At 48.1% G+C, this 17486-nt stretch carries 12 protein-coding genes; 3 read left to right on the forward strand and 9 right to left on the reverse strand.

Going from position 1 to position 17486, the window contains the following annotated elements:
- Positions 1-335: 335 nt before the first annotated feature.
- Positions 336-2186, forward strand: coding sequence for a hypothetical protein (locus tag WG31_RS07675; protein ID WP_245191473.1), 1851 nt, complete (start codon positions 336-338; stop codon positions 2184-2186).
- A gap of 6 nt (positions 2187-2192) precedes the next feature.
- On the opposite strand, the gene WG31_RS07680 is transcribed toward WG31_RS07675, so the two are convergent.
- The 4 genes from WG31_RS07680 to WG31_RS07695 all read right to left on the reverse strand — a co-directional run bounded on the left by WG31_RS07680 (position 2193) and on the right by WG31_RS07695 (position 8559).
- Entirely contained in the window at positions 2193-3128 is a 936-nt protein-coding gene (locus tag WG31_RS07680; RefSeq protein WP_063354147.1) for a helix-turn-helix domain-containing protein, read from the reverse strand.
- Between the two features lie 157 nt (positions 3129-3285).
- Positions 3286-4179 carry a transporter gene (locus tag WG31_RS07685; RefSeq protein WP_035350792.1) on the reverse strand — a complete coding sequence of 298 codons (894 nt, stop codon included), beginning with the start codon at positions 4177-4179 and terminating at the stop codon, positions 3286-3288.
- 87 nt (positions 4180-4266) lie between these two features.
- On the reverse strand, positions 4267-6723 hold the full coding sequence (locus tag WG31_RS07690; protein WP_063354148.1) for a membrane-bound PQQ-dependent dehydrogenase, glucose/quinate/shikimate family: 2457 nt from the start codon (positions 6721-6723) through the stop codon (positions 4267-4269).
- A gap of 339 nt (positions 6724-7062) precedes the next feature.
- Positions 7063-8559 carry an outer membrane beta-barrel protein gene (locus tag WG31_RS07695; protein WP_063354149.1) on the reverse strand — a complete coding sequence of 499 codons (1497 nt, stop codon included), beginning with the start codon at positions 8557-8559 and terminating at the stop codon, positions 7063-7065.
- A 522-nt stretch (positions 8560-9081) separates the two neighbouring features.
- Here WG31_RS07695 and WG31_RS07700 point away from each other — a divergent pair.
- Positions 9082-10353 (forward strand): cation:proton antiporter, encoded by a 1272-nt coding sequence (locus tag WG31_RS07700; protein WP_408736575.1) that lies wholly within the window; start codon positions 9082-9084, stop codon positions 10351-10353.
- Positions 10354-10428: 75 nt separating this feature from the next.
- Here WG31_RS07700 and WG31_RS07705 read toward each other — a convergent pair whose 3' ends face one another.
- Positions 10429-11880: a PepSY-associated TM helix domain-containing protein gene (locus WG31_RS07705; RefSeq protein WP_063354151.1), complete on the reverse strand. Its 1452-nt coding sequence runs from the start codon at positions 11878-11880 to the stop codon at positions 10429-10431.
- Positions 11877-12224 carry a hypothetical protein gene (locus WG31_RS07710; RefSeq protein ID WP_035350795.1) on the reverse strand — a complete coding sequence of 116 codons (348 nt, stop codon included), beginning with the start codon at positions 12222-12224 and terminating at the stop codon, positions 11877-11879. Before WG31_RS07710 ends, WG31_RS07705 begins: the two co-directional genes overlap by 4 nt.
- Positions 12225-12776: 552 nt before the next feature.
- Here WG31_RS07710 and WG31_RS07715 point away from each other — a divergent pair.
- A complete protein-coding gene (locus WG31_RS07715; RefSeq protein WP_209439331.1) occupies positions 12777-13154 on the forward strand; it encodes a hypothetical protein in 378 nt (125 codons plus the stop codon).
- 66 nt (positions 13155-13220) lie between these two features.
- Here the strand turns inward: WG31_RS07715 and WG31_RS07720 are convergent, their stop codons facing one another.
- From WG31_RS07720 to WG31_RS07730, 3 genes are all read right to left on the reverse strand, one after another.
- Positions 13221-14303: an AI-2E family transporter gene (locus WG31_RS07720; protein WP_006117183.1), complete on the reverse strand. Its 1083-nt coding sequence runs from the start codon at positions 14301-14303 to the stop codon at positions 13221-13223.
- On the reverse strand, positions 14300-16177 hold the full coding sequence (locus WG31_RS07725; protein WP_063354152.1) for an AsmA family protein: 1878 nt from the start codon (positions 16175-16177) through the stop codon (positions 14300-14302). Before WG31_RS07725 ends, WG31_RS07720 begins: the two co-directional genes overlap by 4 nt.
- 100 nt (positions 16178-16277) lie before the next feature.
- A complete protein-coding gene (locus WG31_RS07730; protein WP_063354153.1) occupies positions 16278-17480 on the reverse strand; it encodes an acetate/propionate family kinase in 1203 nt (400 codons plus the stop codon).
- Between the last annotated feature and the right edge of the window lie 6 nt (positions 17481-17486).

Below are 17486 nucleotides of genomic sequence, written 5' to 3' on the forward strand. Positions count from 1 at the left end.
AAAAATGAGGCCACGCCCATCACATTTAGACGATGATGATTTTCAACCAGATATTTATAAGATTTTTGAAATTTACTTATATATATCGTTTCACTAACTCCTTTACTAAGTAAGGACTAGAAAAACCAAGATGCATTTCTGCTATGAATTTGACCACTTCATAGACTTGCTATCGCCAAATGTTTATTCTACACGCTTTGTTTACATCATTCAAAAGGGCGTGACATATTGCGCCCTCATGAACTTGGCTCAATGCATGATTCCATAAAAATTATCATGCAAATAATTTCATCGTGCAATGGTACAGCATTCAACATGCACATACCGTGGGAAATATGAGAAAACTGTTACTGACAGGGAGCGTATTTACCTGCACCATACTGCTTTCTGCCCCCGCTCTGGCAGATGATGCGCAGGAACTGGCAGCCATTAAGGCGGAAATGCGCCGGTTGGCTGCGCAGGTGGAAGCAATTGAAGCCCGTCAGGCCAAGCGGCATACAGGCACCTCTGCCCCCGCTCGTAATGTTGGCCATAGCGCCAATACACCTGCAGGCGCACATACTGGCAATAAGCTTGCCACTGCTTACGCAAATCAAGCAGATCGGGAAGATCCTTCCATCCGCTTCTCACCAGATGAAGCCCCAGTTAAAACTGCCTCCAATACGCAAGGCGGAACTGCAAAAAGCGGTGTGGGCTTTAAATGGCTGCCCGGAGCCACTGGCTCTGACTTACCCTCTGGCGCAGATGCAGAAGAAAAAAGCCATTCCTCAATCGATCTTTCATCTTCCAGCCCTACTGCCATTACGCAAACAGAAGTTGATAGATTACCGCCCATTTTCAGTATTGGTGGCATATCTGTAAAGCTGGGTGGCTTTATAGATATGTCCAATATCTGGCGTAGTTCCAACATGACCAGCGGTCCGGCAACGGGCTGGGGCAATTTTCCTTATGCCAACAGCCCCAACCATGGGTTGTCTGAAGAACGGCTTTCTGCTCAGCTCAGCCGCCTGTCTATTTTAATGGAAGCTAACCCCAGCAAGTCTTCCCGCTTGCAGGCTTATGTTGAAAGTGATTTTGCGGGTTCTGGCAGCACAACCAACAGCGTGCAAATTAACGGCTACACGCCGCGTCTGCGGCAAGGTTACTTTACGTTCACCCAAAAGGATTGGGGCTTACATATTCTTATGGGGCAAGCATGGAGCTTGGCTACAAACTACGCCAAAGGCATTATTCCCCGCCAAGAAGAATTGCCCGCAGTTACAGATAACAACCAGTTACCCGGTATTGTCTTTACACGCGTGCCTCAAATCCGAATTGGCAAGGACTGGAATCAGAAATACTGGCTTGGCCTTTCTATTGAAGACCCTCAGGCGACCGTTGGTTTCTCTTCCACTGTCAGTTCTGGCAGCACCATTCCTGCTGCGCGGGGGCAAGCAGAAGGTGCGCGTGTTTACTATGCCAATACCGGGGGAATGCTGCTAAACGCAGCCACAAATTACTCTTACAACCCTGTTCCAGATATGATTCTGAAGGCAGCGGCAGATACATCCTTCGGTCATTATGAAGTGTTCGGCCTTGCGCGCTGGTTCCGCTCTCTTGCCGTGGAGCCGGGAACAACAACAACCAAAAAACACACCCATTTTGGTGGCGGCGTAGGTGCTGGTATGACAGCCCCCTTGGGCACGAACCGCCTACACCTTACCGGCGATGTTCTGGCCGGTGATGGCATTGGCCGTTATGGACCAACCCAGATACCAGATACAACATTCAACGGCCGTGGGCAGCTTACGCCTGTTCCCGAAATTATGGGGTCACTCGGCTTGGTGGGGCACCCCAATTCTTCCGTGCTGCTTTACACTTATGGGGGTGTGGAAGCTTCTGGTCGCAAACGTTATATTGGCGCAGATGGCAAGCAATATGGTTACGGCGTAAACGATCTGGATCTGGCTGGGTGCGATGTGGAATTTGGAGTATGCAGTGCACAAACACACACCCTTGCCTCCTTTACCGCTGGCGGCTGGTGGCACTTTTTGCAAGGCCGTTACGGAAGCATGATGGCAGGCTTGCAATATACCTTTGTGCGCAAGTTCGCCTTTAAGGGGAATGACGGGCATGGCGATAGCGTAGACCCGGCAACATCAGGCAACACAGTTTACGTAACTTTCCGGTACTTCCCGTTCCAGTAAAGGCTTTTAGTTAATTCCAAAACCCTTCATCTTGCGGTAAAGTGTTGCACGGCTAATTCCCAAACCACGTGCAGCCTGCGTAACATTTCCCTGAGAAACCGCCAAAGCGGAGCGGATAACGTTTTCTTCCGCCTTTTGGAAACTTATTTCCGAACCCTCTTCCAGTTCGGTTAACAGGTTGGGATGTTGGGCAATAGTTTGATCTGTCCAGCCCATCCATTCACGCGCAGCATGCGTGGCACCTGTAATCTCCCCTTGGTCGTTAATAGAAACCAAAGGTGCTGAGCACCCCCTTACAGAACCCAAGGTAAGTATTTTTTGCCCTGCATAACTGTTACGGAAAAGCTGTTCTTCAATACGCCGGCCAGATTGCGCAAGTGTTTCCATTAGCAGTTTGTCAATAGGCTGGACTGTTTTGCCATTCATGGAGGCAAGGTTTAGGGCTCCTGCAACACGCCCCTGTGCGTCGAATATCGGCACAGCATAACTAATCAGCAAGGAAAAACAAAAGCGCCAATGCGCGCCTCGCCCCAGAAAAACTGGGCATCTATCCTCTACGCATGTTCCAATACCATTAGTGCCTGCTATCTCTTCGCTCCAGATGGCGCCTTCACGCAGATTAAGGCGGCGGCAAACGGAAAGGTGTGTTTCATCTGCGCAGCGTGCCAGAATCATGGCGTTTGGATCGGCCAACAATACCATAAGCCCCAAACCTTGCACCAAAGTAAAAAGGTGCTGCATTTCTTCCGAAGCTTGGCGCAAAAGCAATGCGGACCGGCTGCTAACATGCCGAAATTCTGCACCACACAGAACGTCTGCCTTCCATTTTTGGGAAGGATCAAGCTGGTAGGATGTCTCGCAACGTATCCAAGATTTCTGTACTGTTTCTTCCGGGCTTTCTGCTTTGGAAACAGTGTGTTGAGAAAAAGGCCGTGTATTCATCGCGGGGGCTCTACCATATCCGGCAAGGACATATTAAAGGCTTTTCTAACGTTGCTTTTCTCTTATACATAAAAAATATAACTCTCATAGGTAATTTATGTATTTTATTTTTTACCTATCCTCTCCAAGTAAACTTTTTGTTATTCAAAAACAAAGCCTACTGCCAGAGGTAAACAAACTTTACGTAATAGGCATTCGTTTCTGGTGTATTTCGCCCTTCAAGAGAATGCGAGTAACGGGCTGTTAGCGAAAAGTGCTGGTTAATATTATACATAAGCCCCGGGCCCAGAGCGATTTCACGGCTGTTAGAATTATCCAGATACTGACGTAGCGTATTATCGCGCGTTCCTGTTACATTCTGCCAGTCAAATGCAAGAAATGGCTCGAACTTCTTGGTCGCTTTCCAGCTAAATCGCAAGTTGGTGTAAAACACCACGCCGGGTGAATAGCTATGCTGGTCTTTTTGATGTTTTGTAGACCCAACAACCGTGCCGGCATCACCATCAAAACTGAAGTGTTTCCATTCATAATCAAATATTAAACTGGATATATTTGACCAATAATTTGTAGATGTTGCATCTCTTGTGCCATATGGCGTTTGCATAAAAGTCTGTATGCCAAAAGTACTGTGCTTGTTGGGCTTAAACCATGCTGCTGGCCCAACAATAGTAGGCCCTAGCCCACCGTAATTTGTGCCATCTGCCAGTTTGTAGCTTTCGGTTTGGATCAACTCAAAAGCAAATCCGACATGAGGAATGGCCTCAAAACTACGAAAGTGCACATATTTTGTCATACCCGACCATGTATGGCTGCCGCCAGTTGGCGTACGCTGTCCACCACTTCCGTAACTATGGCCTGCGGCGTTTCCATCACCATACTGCACCAGCACGTTAAATGGCTTGAAATCCACAGGTAGGTCATATTCATGTGGGCCAATAATGCCCAACGTGATATCCGCAGCTCGCGCAGGAACTACGTGACACACAATCACTGTAGGCATGACGAAACGCACGAGGGAAAGCAGACGCTCCCCGCCTTCTATCAAACGCATCTGAATATTCCGATAAGCAACAATAACAATCAAATAAACGCGTGATGCGGGGTTCCAGATAAACTGGAACCCCAATGTGTTAACGCGTTACTGAGCGGGAGAAGCTTTCTCACCATCAAGCGTGTAAGCGATAATGTAATCACCGCTTCTGGTACCAAGGCCACCGTGGCCACCGGCTGCAATCAGCACATACTGCTTGCCACCAGCTTCGTAGCTCATGGGGGTAGCCTGGCCGCCTGCTGGCAGGCGATCACGCCAGATAACCTTACCACTCGCCAGATCGAATGCCCGCAGATAATCATCTGCTGTGGCACCCATAAACACAACGCCACCTTTGGTAACAATATTGCCGCCAATATTATACATACCGGTAGGCAAAGGCAGGTTGTTATGGGTACGGAAAGGCCCGGTATCACGCGTTGTGCCAACAGGATGCTGCCAGACAATCTTCTTGGTAACCAGATCGATTGCCGTCAGCGTGCCCCAAACCGGCCCCTTACAAGGGATCTGTAGTGGGTTCAGCCAAGGGTTGGTAAGCGCAATATAGGGTGTTCCGTAATCTGGAGAAACAGAAAGGGCATCACCTTTAGGCGCAGGTTCTTCCCCACTGCCGGTCCATTTTGGCAGCGTACCGGCCTGCTCCATTCCCGTACGTTTTTCCAGCTTGATACGAAAAGGCAGATAACTTGCATTGGCCAGCATAATCTTACGCTGCGGGTCAATGGTAATACCCTGCCAGTCTACAACACCGTAAAATGCAGGATAAACAATGGTTGTTTGACCCACATGCGGTGGTGTGAACTGCCCTTCGTAAGCAGACTGACGATACTGGATACGGCAGATCATCTGGTCTAGCAGCGTTGCCCCCCACATATCAGACTCTTTAAGATTGGCCGGTGTAAGAGAAGGCATGCCAACAGGATAAGGCTGTGTAGGAGAGACACGGTCATCCGGCGCATGGCCTGCTGTGGGAACCGGCTTTTCTTCAACCGGATAACCCGGAACAGGCGTGCCGGTGCGGCGGTCCAGAACAAAAAACTCACCACGCTTGGTGCTCTGCACCAGTGCGGGAACTTGCTCACCATTCGCGCCGGGAAGTTCAACCATGGATGGGCCGGAGGGCAGATCCATATCCCACAGATCGTGATGCACGGTCTGATAGGTCCAGCGGCGTTCACCCGTTACAATATCCAGCGCAATTGTGGCAGAGGATGTTGCATCGTCAAACGGACGACGGGTTCCGCCCCAGTTATCTGGCGGAGAATTACCCGTAGGAATGTAAACAAGCCCAAGGTTGAGGTCTGCCGTGTAAACACCCCAAGCATTGGGTGTATCACGCGTTAGCTCATCATTCGGGCCGGGTTTCCATGTTTCTGGCTGATGCCCTGCATCCCACGCCCAGGCAATTTCACCTGTTGTGGCGTCAAACGCACGGATAGCGCCGGAGGGCTCGAAATTGGCTTGGTTATCAAAAATCCACCCGCCAGTAATCACGCGGTTTTTGGCTACCATTGGCGGAGAGGTTACAAAATGGAACCCATGCGGCACATGGCCCAGATACTGGCGCAGGGAGATAAAACCGTGATCCCCAAAATCTTCACAGGGTTTACCGGTTTCTGCGTTTACCGCCACCATGCGCACATCAGCAACTGGTGAGTAAATGCGGTTACGGCAGCTTGTCTGAATTTCATCAGGAATATGGTAGTAAGAAACACCGCGGCAAGCCAGATAGACGTTCTTGTCCAAATCTGCCGTTGCAGGGTGCGGATCAAACTTCCATTTCACTTTACCTGTGGCTGCATCCAGTGCCATCACCCAGCTATGGGGTGTGCACATGTAAAGTGTATCACCAACCTTAATGGGCGTAAGTTCCAGATTGAACTCATGCCCTTGGTCTGGCCCAGCTACAGTGCCTTCACCCTGCTGCTGCACATCCCCCGTGCGGGTAACCCATGCACGTTTGAGGTGCGAGATATTAGAAGCCGTAATCTGCCCCAATGGAGTGTAACGGTCCCCGCCAACAGTGCGGCCATAAGCCGTCCAATCTCCATCTGGCACACCTGCTGATGTTTCATCAGACTGGCCGCTTGCTGCCATGCGGTCTGCCGGTACGGTGCCATCAATGGAATAAGAACTGAAGCAACTTGCCACAACAACAAGGCAGGAAACCACCAAAGAACCCAGAACTTCGCGCTTATCACTCAGCCAGCTATTGCCCGAGCGCCAAACACCTGGCAGCAGAAGCCAAACACCTAGCCCGATAAGCGTAAAGAGACGAACTTCCAGACCCCAGATATTCAGCCCGACTTCGCATAAAGACCAAATAGTGGCCACAAGCAGCAAAGCTGCATACAGCCGCATAGCCAGAGCAGGCCTGCGAAAGCCGCTGATAGCGGCCCCCAGCATGACACCGCCAGCAATAATATAAAACCAGGAACCACCAAGGAACAGAAGTTCCGCGCCACCAAAGAAGAGGAAAAGCCCCACAATGGCAAGCAGAATAGAGGTTATGAGCGAGAATAACCTCGCCTGACTCTCTCGCATACTCGTGCTCTTTCTACAGTTTCACGAGCCGTTACGGCGGCATGATCCTGAGATACCATGCTCACGCACCGGCCAATGACCCTGCACAACATAAAAGGACACAATGCCGTCACACTTTTGTCCTGTTTTTCACGCGAGTTTGTAAAAAATGTTACCAATTGTCTCATGGGTGAGACAGTTGGTGAGACTGACTGTTCTATTGAAGCCAAAATAGCAATGCCCGACATATTCAGGCAGATGCATCATTCTTTATGCTGTATAAAATAGAAAGCTAAAAAACGGGAGATTTTGTTTTTATATCTCCCGTATTCTTATCACCTCTATATTTTTAAAAACACCTTAGAACGACCATGTTGCATCGCAACTGAACCAGAGCATGTTGTTTGTGCCGTTATTAACAGTTGGGTTTTGCACAGTGCCTGCCTGGTTGAATGGATGCGTGCCGTTAAGGGATTTGTCCAGCCGAATTTCAGGCCGGATAGTAAAGCCGCCCAACGCCAGCCTTTTGTTCACGAACTCGGGCCTGTAGGAGACGCCCACCGTCAGCTCCCCATAGGTTGTGGGCAAGGCATTGTAATATGGGAAAGGCTGGTTGCTCAGAGCCTGCGTGAGAGAGTTAAAGCTGGAATATTCCATAATCACCCCACCTGTATTGTCACGAAAGATCTCGCCGCGTGCATTAAATGTCAGCCAAGGATGAATGTCGTAAGAAAAATAGGTTGTCACCCCATAAGCATCATCACGCGAAGAATCATCGTGCAGATAGGTACCATCCACAGAAACAGTCATCTTATCATTGATATGATACGAGGCCATCACATCCGCATTATACTGCATAAGGCTGTTGGCTTGCTTGCCAATGCCTGCACTCACCCACCCTGTGGGTGAAACAATGGTGCGGCCATTGTTGCCCTGCGGCCCAAAATGCCCAATGGCATGCACATCCAGCTTGCCATCCATCAGCTTGTTCCACGCCAGACCAAAATAACCCTTGGGCTTGTTGTTGTTGCCAGAGGCACCAAAGGTTGTGGAGTTCCCTGCATCCACCCCCAAAATCCAGTCCATATGACGTGTCAGATGCATGGTGGCCAGAATGCCTACCGTCTGAAACGGTACGATATAATCTGAGGCGTAGTTATATGTGTAGAATGGCCGTGCAAGAGCGGGTGTGCCTTCTGCCCCCATAATGCCGTACATCTGGCCGATCTGCACATCAATGCCGCGCTTGAAGATCCACGGTAGATGTACATCCAGATGCGCCTGTGTGGGTGCCCATTGATACAGACCATGCAAAGACCCAGACCCCATCCCGATTGTGGGGTCAAACCGTGCATCGGAACCATACATGGCCTCCAGCACAAAACCGATGCCGTATCCGCTGCCTACAGACGTGATAGGATGAGACAGAGAGCCAATGATCTGGTTCAGCGTGACCGTATTGGCACGATCTGAATAATACTGCGCAAAGTTGCGGCCAGAACGGGTCCAGGGGTTTCCTGAAATCCCTGCTTCAATGGAGACATGCCCTTCCAGACCTTCCCAGTATGTAGGTGTGTGCCCGGGTTTAACATGAAACAGGTTGCCTGCCTTGGGCTTCATGGCCTCTTCCTCTTCAGAAAGAGAAGTGGCAGGCGGCTCTTCTCCATCTGTTGGGGTGCCTGCACCCTTTTCTGCCTCTTCGGGCTTAAGGGTTTTGGCGATGTCTCCCACCTGAACCTGTGCAGGCGCAGATGTTTGTGCGTGAGCTACGGATGTACCTGTTTCACACAAAAATGCAGCGCAACATGATAGCAATACAAATTTGAAGGCACTTCGATCGGTTTTGGTCTGTCGCATGTATCACTTCTCTTGCGCATCAGAAATAGTGACGAATACGAAACGTATTGATCCACACTTGCCACCAGCCGAACACAAATAAAGTATTCAGCAGCATGATGCCTTCACCGCAATTGTAAGACCAACACGTACGTTTCGAATTAGAAATAATATGTCGTGCGCAAAATGGCAATCCTCTAACCACAAAATAAACATGGATTTCAGCACAATTTACTCTGTTGAATGCATTCTCTGCCTCTTTAGAGGCTAAAATATTGGATTTGCGCGTTCAATACGCAGGCAACCTCAGCTCTACCTAGTGCGTTGGTTAGAAACTTTTGCACCCATTATGAAATAAGGTATTTGCAAATTCATTAGATATTTACAAAATTTTCCAAAAACCGAATAAACTGAAATACTTCTGCGCTTTTCATACATTATAAATATCTATATTTATAATATAGTTTTGATATATTCCTTATGCATATGCTGTTGCAATGTATCACAAACCTGCGCATATAAAACATATCAACACTTACTGATATGCGCAATTTGCATGCCATCGTGGTTTTCGATTACAAAGGATCAGTCTTCAACAACAAAGGACGGAACGACACAGCAATGACATCGCTTTTCACAGATGCCACAATTTTTGTTTTCCTTCCTTGGGTGCTGTGGCGCCTTCTGCACAAAGCATTGCCTATTGTTGTATTACCTATCCTTATTGGCATTCTGCTGGCTGTATGGCACGCTCCCATAAAAGAACTGGGCATTCCCTCTTCTTATGGTGATACCATTGGGTGGATTGCCGTATTGGTTTTAGCGTTTACTGCTGGCTTGGAAATGTGGCAGCACCCTGAGGGTGATACATCTGTTCATGCCATTGCCTCCCCTACCCTCGGTCGTCTGTTAGCCGGTGCGGGCGTTGCTTTAGGTATTCCCTTCTTGCTCGGGGCCATCTTGGCCTACACCTGTTTTCTGCCTTTGCATGGATGGCAAGCTCCTCTGGCCTCACCTCTTATTGCCGCAGCGTCTATCGGTTTGTGCATTTCCGTAAGCGCTCTCCCGGTTCTGATTGGTGTTGTAAGAGAACTTGATGCGTCCCAACGTCCGTTGGGGCAATTAGCACTTAAGCTTGCTGTGGTGGATGATGCTGCCTTATGGGTTGGCCTTGCTGTTTTACAGTTTGCTCATAGAGGCACCGCAGCTCTGCATAGCTGGACAGGGCTGGAGTTTCTGGCCGTTGCGTTGCTGGTTGGGCTGTCTTCTGCTGGCAACTGGGCCTCTCGCCATTTTCGTCACCCTCCCACATGGGTTATCTGGGTCACTGTTCCTATTTATTTGGCTGCCGGATCATGGGCCAGCATGCAGCTTGGATTGCACGAACTGATAGGCGCATATTTTGCCGGTGCAATCATGCCGCCCAGTTGGGTAAGACGCCTGCCCATAGAACAGGTTGGAACGTTTGCTCTTATCTGGCTGGCGCCAATGTTCTTTGGCCATAGCGGGCTACGAATAAACGGAGACGCCCTGACATGGCCTTCCATTATTGCGTCTTTTGCTCTGGTTGGTATTTCCATTCTGAGCAAGATTGGCGCAGTTTATGTGTTTCCGCCTGCTCCGGGGCTTAAACCCAGACAAGCCTTGGGTATTGGAGCGCTGTTACAATGCAAAGGGCTGATGGAAATTGTTGCCGCCACTATTTTGCATGAACAGGGTATGTTGTCTGATTTTGCTTTTGCATCTTTAATGGTGCTGGCAGTTGTTTCCACCGTTTTAACCGGGCCACTTTTCCGCCTGCTGGCGCCGCGTTAAACCAATACCTCCTGCGGTAGAGCCCAAAAATGCAATGCGCGCTGCTGGTGCATATACACCAGCAGCTTCACAAATCTAAAATACAAAACATTTACAAACATAAATTAAAGGAATGGCAAGGGTTGTTATAACAGCACACATCCCCAATACACGTATGCGCGCTGTATCTGGCATTATAAAAGCTCCCCCAAGGCAGATACAAAAAATAGCATAATAGAGAAGGCTGACACTTAAATAACTTCCGAAATAAGGTGTTAAAAGCGCTGTGCTGATAAGAACAGAAATGCCGGAAATACATCCAAAAATACTGCCATATGTTAAACACGTAAGAAATTTTGTACCCGCTCCAGGCTCTGTTGCTCCGTTTTTCTGCTCCTTTCGATACCGCGATATCAGCCACAATCTGTTGCCAGAATAGAAAAGAAATGCCCCTACAAAACCCAATATCAAATATCCAAACTTAATTGTATTTCCACCAAAACTTCCAAAGTGTAGTGCAAAAAAGGTGGTTAAAATACTAAAGGATTCAGATTGAAGCCCCGGCATATATTCTGTGGAAAGTATTTTTCCAGAATCTGGATCAAGTTCGACAAGGCCACCAGCCGGGCCACGCATCATATAGTGCCCATCATGCCCGATTACGCGTAAAGTCTGTTGCGCTTTATCTGTTGAGGCATAATCTAAAACATCTGGCACAAATCCCGGAGCCTGCTTTTGCAACGCTTGCACAATCTCTGCCGGAGCAAGAGGCATTATAGAAGTCTGCGCAACCTGCTCATGATTCATATTGCGTGCGTGTAAGTGATGATCATGAATAGCCGTCGGAGCAGAAAACATCATGGTTTGCACATTATGAATGACACCATGATAAGCAAAAAGCACGGATGAAAGAGCAATAACCACATGAAAAGGCAGGCTAAAGAGGCCTAGAAGATTATGAATATCCAGCCATTTCTTCCATGCCCCCTTGACCAGCCGCAAGGCAAAGAGATTTTTTGCCAGCATAGGCAAAAACACAATCACACCAGATACCAGCGCAACGGCATACAACAGCGCAATACTGCCCATGAACCATCTGCTGTAGGGCATAAAAACGGGTAGCCCCACATTTTCATGGAGCTCATCTATAAAATGCGCCACTTCAGATGGCTTGTGTCTTACCGTAACCAGATGCTCCTGTGCATCTAGTGAGGCCGCTATCATATCCACTGGTCCGGCATGCCTTTGCCCGGCCTTTACGGGCCACATCAGCCTGGCAGGCAAAGAAGCGGTGGGCGACAGTACAACCGTATATTCCTGCTGTGCCTCAGGGTAAGCTGCAAATGCTTTTTGCATCAGATCCGGCACCTGCTGCACAGTTACTGGTGCAGGCAAAGCCGCTGGCTTTGTGAGCCAGTTTTGAAGAGGCACTTCAAAAACGCTGATGCCTCCAGCATAAAACGCCACAAAAAGAAACAACCCTGCCAGAATACCCACCCAACTATGAATATCCCGATACATTTGTACAATATCTGCGCGTATTTTCATGCCTGTAGGCCCCTTAAAACAAAAAACAGGCCCCAGACACATAAGGCAGATATGGATAGGTAATTCCAAGCCCGCCTGCCGTTAGAAAACAAAAAGCAGGTTGGTAAAATAATGCACCACAGCAAAACCGTGAGCCATGTTAAAAACTGAGCAGATGCCGTTCTTGGGTCACTATCTACGTGAGAGAGAACGCCAATTACCCCAACAAGGCCAAATGTAAGAATATTACCCGGCACGACAGCCGCAGTAACTTTGGCAAACCAGTTCTGGCTTGTGTAAGTATATTTACGCATAATGCCTACCGTTGCCTCAGCAAAGCAACAGCAAATGGAAACAGAAGCCATACAAGCATCATCAACAGTATTTGCATGAATAATGCAGTTGCTACGCTTTTGATCTGCCAAAGACAACAAAAAGAAAGCCCCAGCACTGCCCACCCCGCCATTCTGAACAAACCTTTGGGGCGCAAAGGAACCGTAAATACATATTGATTCTGGCAAGTGGCATAAAGCATACAGCACCCAAAAACAGTGGCTCCTGTTGCAATCCACATCACGTATTCAGGCAACATGCTGCCCCTCAATATTACGATCGGGCTGAAAAAATATGGTTATGCTTGCCCCATGTATGCATTTATATAAAGCCATGAACCTCATGCGGAAAAGCCACGCTATCTTTCAGACAAGTTAAAGGAGAACTCGTTGCACAAATACATTATTAAGAATCATTATCAACATAATTTTTTGCAGTTATCCGTTACTCCCCTCCTTCATGGAGCAACCGTCCCACCGGCCTTGTTCTCAGGCCATAGCAGGGTATCTTTGATAATCTTGTAAATACCGCATCAAAACCCCAAATTTTAATAGATCAAAATTATGCCAAAAGGATGTATTTACATGAGCCTTATAAAAAAATGTATATTCCCCGTACTTAAAGTTAGCGCCATAGGCCTGAGCGCTGCATGGACAGCTATGGCAGCATGTAGCAAGGATAAGGAACTGGATGGCCAAGAAAAATCCGTCCATCTCGCCACCATGGGCTCTGCTGGTCTGGTTGGTATTCTAGGTTTTTGTCTACTGCGTAAGGATGGATGGGGCAAAACATACCGCCCCTGGTTAGGCCTTAGCCTTATTGCCAGCCACGGGATTGCCGGTGTGCGTAGCCGTAAAGCTGTTCAACATCAGGATAAAAAGGATGCGGTGCAGAGCGGTATCTTGCAGATTGTTATGATTATTCTGGCCGCTTGTGTATTCACCACAAAGCCAAATAAATAACTCTTAAATAAACCCCAATATCTTGTATCCTTATTAAGATATTGGGGTTGTTATTCGATTTTAAAATCAGGCTTCCTGATTACTTTCCATCCATTGCTTGATCAATGTATAGGTAATGGAAAGGATCATCGGGCCAACAAAAATACCGGCCAAACCCAAAGCCGCTAATCCGCCAATAACGCCCATCATGATAAGAACTAATGGAACGTCTGCCTGTTTACGGATCAGATAAGGCCGCAACATGTTATCTAGAAAGATAGTTAAAAAAGTTATGGCAAGCAGAACAATTGCTGGCATCACTCCCTTATCAAAGTAAACCCAGATCACCGCCGGGAAAAGAGTAACCCCCGGCCCTGCTTGCAATAAACAGGCCATAAAGGTAACAGCCGTAAGAATGCTGGCCCATGGCACACCTGTAAGGTACATACCACCGCCCCCTACCAAACTTTCAACAATGGCGGTAAGGGTAACGCCCAATGCAACCCCTCTGATAGTACGCACGGCCAGCTCCAGCATATTCTGCCCACGCTTGCCAGATAACGTTCCTACCAACCTTTCTGATGTTGTAATCAGATATTCAGCTTTTGCCAAAAACACTGTAAGTATAATAAGAGTAAGCAAAAACTGCACTGCAAGCATACCAATACTGCCCGCATAAGACATAAGATAATGCATAATCTGGTCTGGTTGCGGCACAGCCTGCTGCACAATATCCATTGGCTTCATGTTTTGCAGATGTTGCCACCATTTGCCCAGATACTCACCCACCATAGGCAAATGGAGCAGTTTTTCTGGCAGATCGGGTAATTTTAGAGATTTAATGTAGGGAATAATATTACTGAACGCATCAGCATGCTTCACCACTGTAGAAACTGCCATCCAGAATGGCAGAACAAATAAGGCCAGAGCAACCAGAAGCGTGCAGGAAATAGCCATTTTACGGCTACCATGTAACCAGCCTTGCAACCGCAGCAATAATGGCCACATGGTTACAGCAATGGTGCCCGCCCAAATAAGAGCGGGAATAAAAGGTTCTAAAATCCACACTGCCCCCAGCACAAGGGTGCAGGCAAACAAAGCTACCAGCACAGGCCGCGTTCCTGTAGCAAGTTCAGGCTTTTGTTCGGAAACAGATGTCTCTGGTATCATTGTTTTACGCTCATCCCATGGCTACAGGCCGAACCAGCCGTAAAGCTTTTCAGTTCAGGGGGTAAAAAGGATGCCATGTCTGCTTCTTTCAAAAGCTCTCGTCCGCGGTCAGACCATTTGGCCAGCCCCACATGTGGGTTGCTAAAAGAGCCGCTCACCATAACGGGAATTTCCATTGCCAACATGCCTTTGGCACCATTGCTGGCAAAAACCAATTCAAATGCCTTTTTGTTCAAATCAAACTCGGCTTTTCCCACAATACTACCTGCATCCGATTTTATACGTAATGGCTGCACAACACCTTTACCTTGTTGCATTTTGAGCGCTCCCAACAGGCATGATACACTCGCCTTGCCTTTGCTTTGGCGAAAGAGAGCACCAACATCTGTTGTCGCAATATCCATCACTTCGCGAGAGATTGTTCCTGTGTTCATGCCCACTGCAGCCGTGACATTGGCCTGGCGCGAGGCTTCGTTTAAAGTCTGGATATTATCTGCATGCGTAAGGACGCGAATATTCAGCTTTCCGCCCACCGGAAAAGGTGAAAACCCTGCCTGCTTACGAAACTGATCAATATCCCCATTATCTACATTTACTGTAGCCTGTACGCGCGTGCCTTTCTGACCAGCCAACAAGTGCCCGGAAGCCTGAATACTGGCTCCAAGCCAATTCATTTTCATGGAGCTCACATCCACCCGGCCTGGCATTTGGCTTACGCTGATTTGGGCTTGATTGAAAACAAGCTTATTATACAGCACCGTATCTGCCGCGAATGTAACATTAATAAGCGGATCAGGGTGTAAAGGCACCAACAGCGGCACATCAATACCGCTCGTAGACGTTTTGGGTTTTTCGGACGGGCTTCCCAAAAGAGCATTCAGATTTAGGCGGGAAAACGCCATGGAACCAGCAACCTTATCAGGTTGCCCTTTCGCGCCTTCTGTAAACGTTACGTCCGCAGTGCTAATCGGACTTTCATTGAGCGAACCAGTTGTATGGTCTAGATGCCAAACATCCCCTTTATGCGTAAAGTGCCCCGATAACGTAACAGGTTGCGTAATCTTGCTATCAGCTTTGCCAGCAAAAGCCATGATCGGGCGAGATGTTGCTGTCTGCAAATCCAGCTTTGCATCAATACCATCAAAATCAAATAGATCTGTCATGGTGCCGTTGAGATGCAGAGATAAATCCCCTGATGCCGCGTGAATATCCGTTCCATAAGGCTTACCCGCTTGGCGCAAAACATCTATCGGCTGCATATTGGCCTGAAATGTTACAGGCGTGCCATTATACGCCCCGTTAACGTTCATCACCAATGGTGCGGTATCACTTGTTGAGTGCAGGGCAACTGCCTTCAGGCCTGTTACATAGCTATGCCCATGCGCTGAACGGTAAATAACCTCACTATCCGTAATGGCTGCATCACGCAGGCCGGGAAACCATATTTTGCCACTGGGTTCCTTTGGCTTGGCTGGCGCAGAAGATGCCTTTTTACCAAACCTCCAGTTGGGTTCGCGCGTAGGCGTACGCTCGAACAAGCCCGAAAATCCATCAATTTTCACATCTCGCGCCTGCATTTGCCCATTAAATAAGGAACTAAGCAGGATTTGAGCGTGCAGATGCTTCAAACTTATCATATCTGCACGACTACCTTGGGGGATATTGGCCAGATGCAGATTATCCAGATCCACCGTAACCCACCGACCAAAGCGCACATGCAATGCCCCTATTTGGGTTTTCCGTCCAAGTGACGCACTTATTTTATCTGAAGCAATATGCGCCAGATTATAGTGTGGAAGGCCAGCAAGCAGCACGCCAATAGCCACAGCAGAAACGGCCAGAACACTTCCGGCTAACCATACCCAACGGGGCATACAAGTACCTTTCCCAATCCTTTATGAGGACGTAGAATGCAGAAATATTATAAAAAATTCTATGGAAATATATTTCTCTAAACCAGAAATATATTTAAATCTATTTTTCTGTATCAAGAAAAGGAAGAACACTGCGGTAGATTTGTAGTTCTTCATTTGTAGGTATGACACAAACTTTTATTTTACTACCTGCTCCGCTGATAACCCGCGCATGGGCTGCATTGGCGGCTTCATCAATCTGCACACCCATCCATGCCAACGCCTCGCACACATCGGCACGCAAATTCTGATCATGCTCACCAATACCTGCGGTAAAAACTATGCCGTCCAAACCACCCATAATGGCAGTTAATGCTCCAATTTCCTGTACAATCCTATAAACAAACAACCCGAGCGCTTCTGAAATATTCTTACGTTGGACGGCATCCTGACTTTGCGCCAATGTTACACGCAAAATGCGCATATCGGACGATATGCCCGAAACTCCCAAAAGCCCCGATTGATGATAAAGCGTGCTAACCAGGGTTTTCCAATCCGCTTTTTCAGATTGAACCATGTAAAGCAATGCGCCCGGGTCTATCGCCCCGCAGCGTGTCCCCATCATCAACCCATCCAGAGCAGAAAACCCCATGGTTGTTTCCAAACTTTTGCCTGCTTGCAACGCACACAAGCTCGCACCACTTCCCAGATGCGCAACAATAGTACGCCCCTGCGCCAGTTTAGGATCAACCTCTGCCAATTGGCCCGCAATATAGCTGTATGAAATGCCATGAAACCCGTAACGACGAATGCCACGATCTGCATAACGGCGCGGAAGTGGTAACAGTCGTGCCATTTCCGGGATAGTTTGATGAAAGGTGGTATCAAAACAGGCCACCTGCAAAATATCAGGACGCTTTTCAAAAATAGCTTTTGCAGGGGCCAACGTGGCCGCCTGATGCAGCGGATCAAACGGTGTAAGTTTGTCTAATTGCTTAAGCGTATCCAGCGTAATTTTAACGGGTTGCAGAAATTCTGCCCCGCCATGCACAATCCGGTGCCCTACAGCCCGCACCTGTCCTTGACCGGAATATTGCTCAAACCAATGGAAAAGATGGCTAAAAATATACAATCCCGTTTCCTGCCATCTTTCCTGCGCAAGAAGCTTCCCCTCCGCATCTTTGGCCGTAAATTGAGAATAATCAGGAAACTCCTCAATTTCTCCGTGCAGCAGAACCTGCGGATCTCGCGTGCCTGAGAAAGCGTAAATCGTCAGCTTCAGGCTTGAAGAACCACTATTAAAAACAACAACTACATCCTGCACGGATAC

This window comes from Acetobacter oryzifermentans, from assembly GCF_001628715.1.
Lineage (GTDB): Bacteria > Pseudomonadota > Alphaproteobacteria > Acetobacterales > Acetobacteraceae > Acetobacter > Acetobacter oryzifermentans.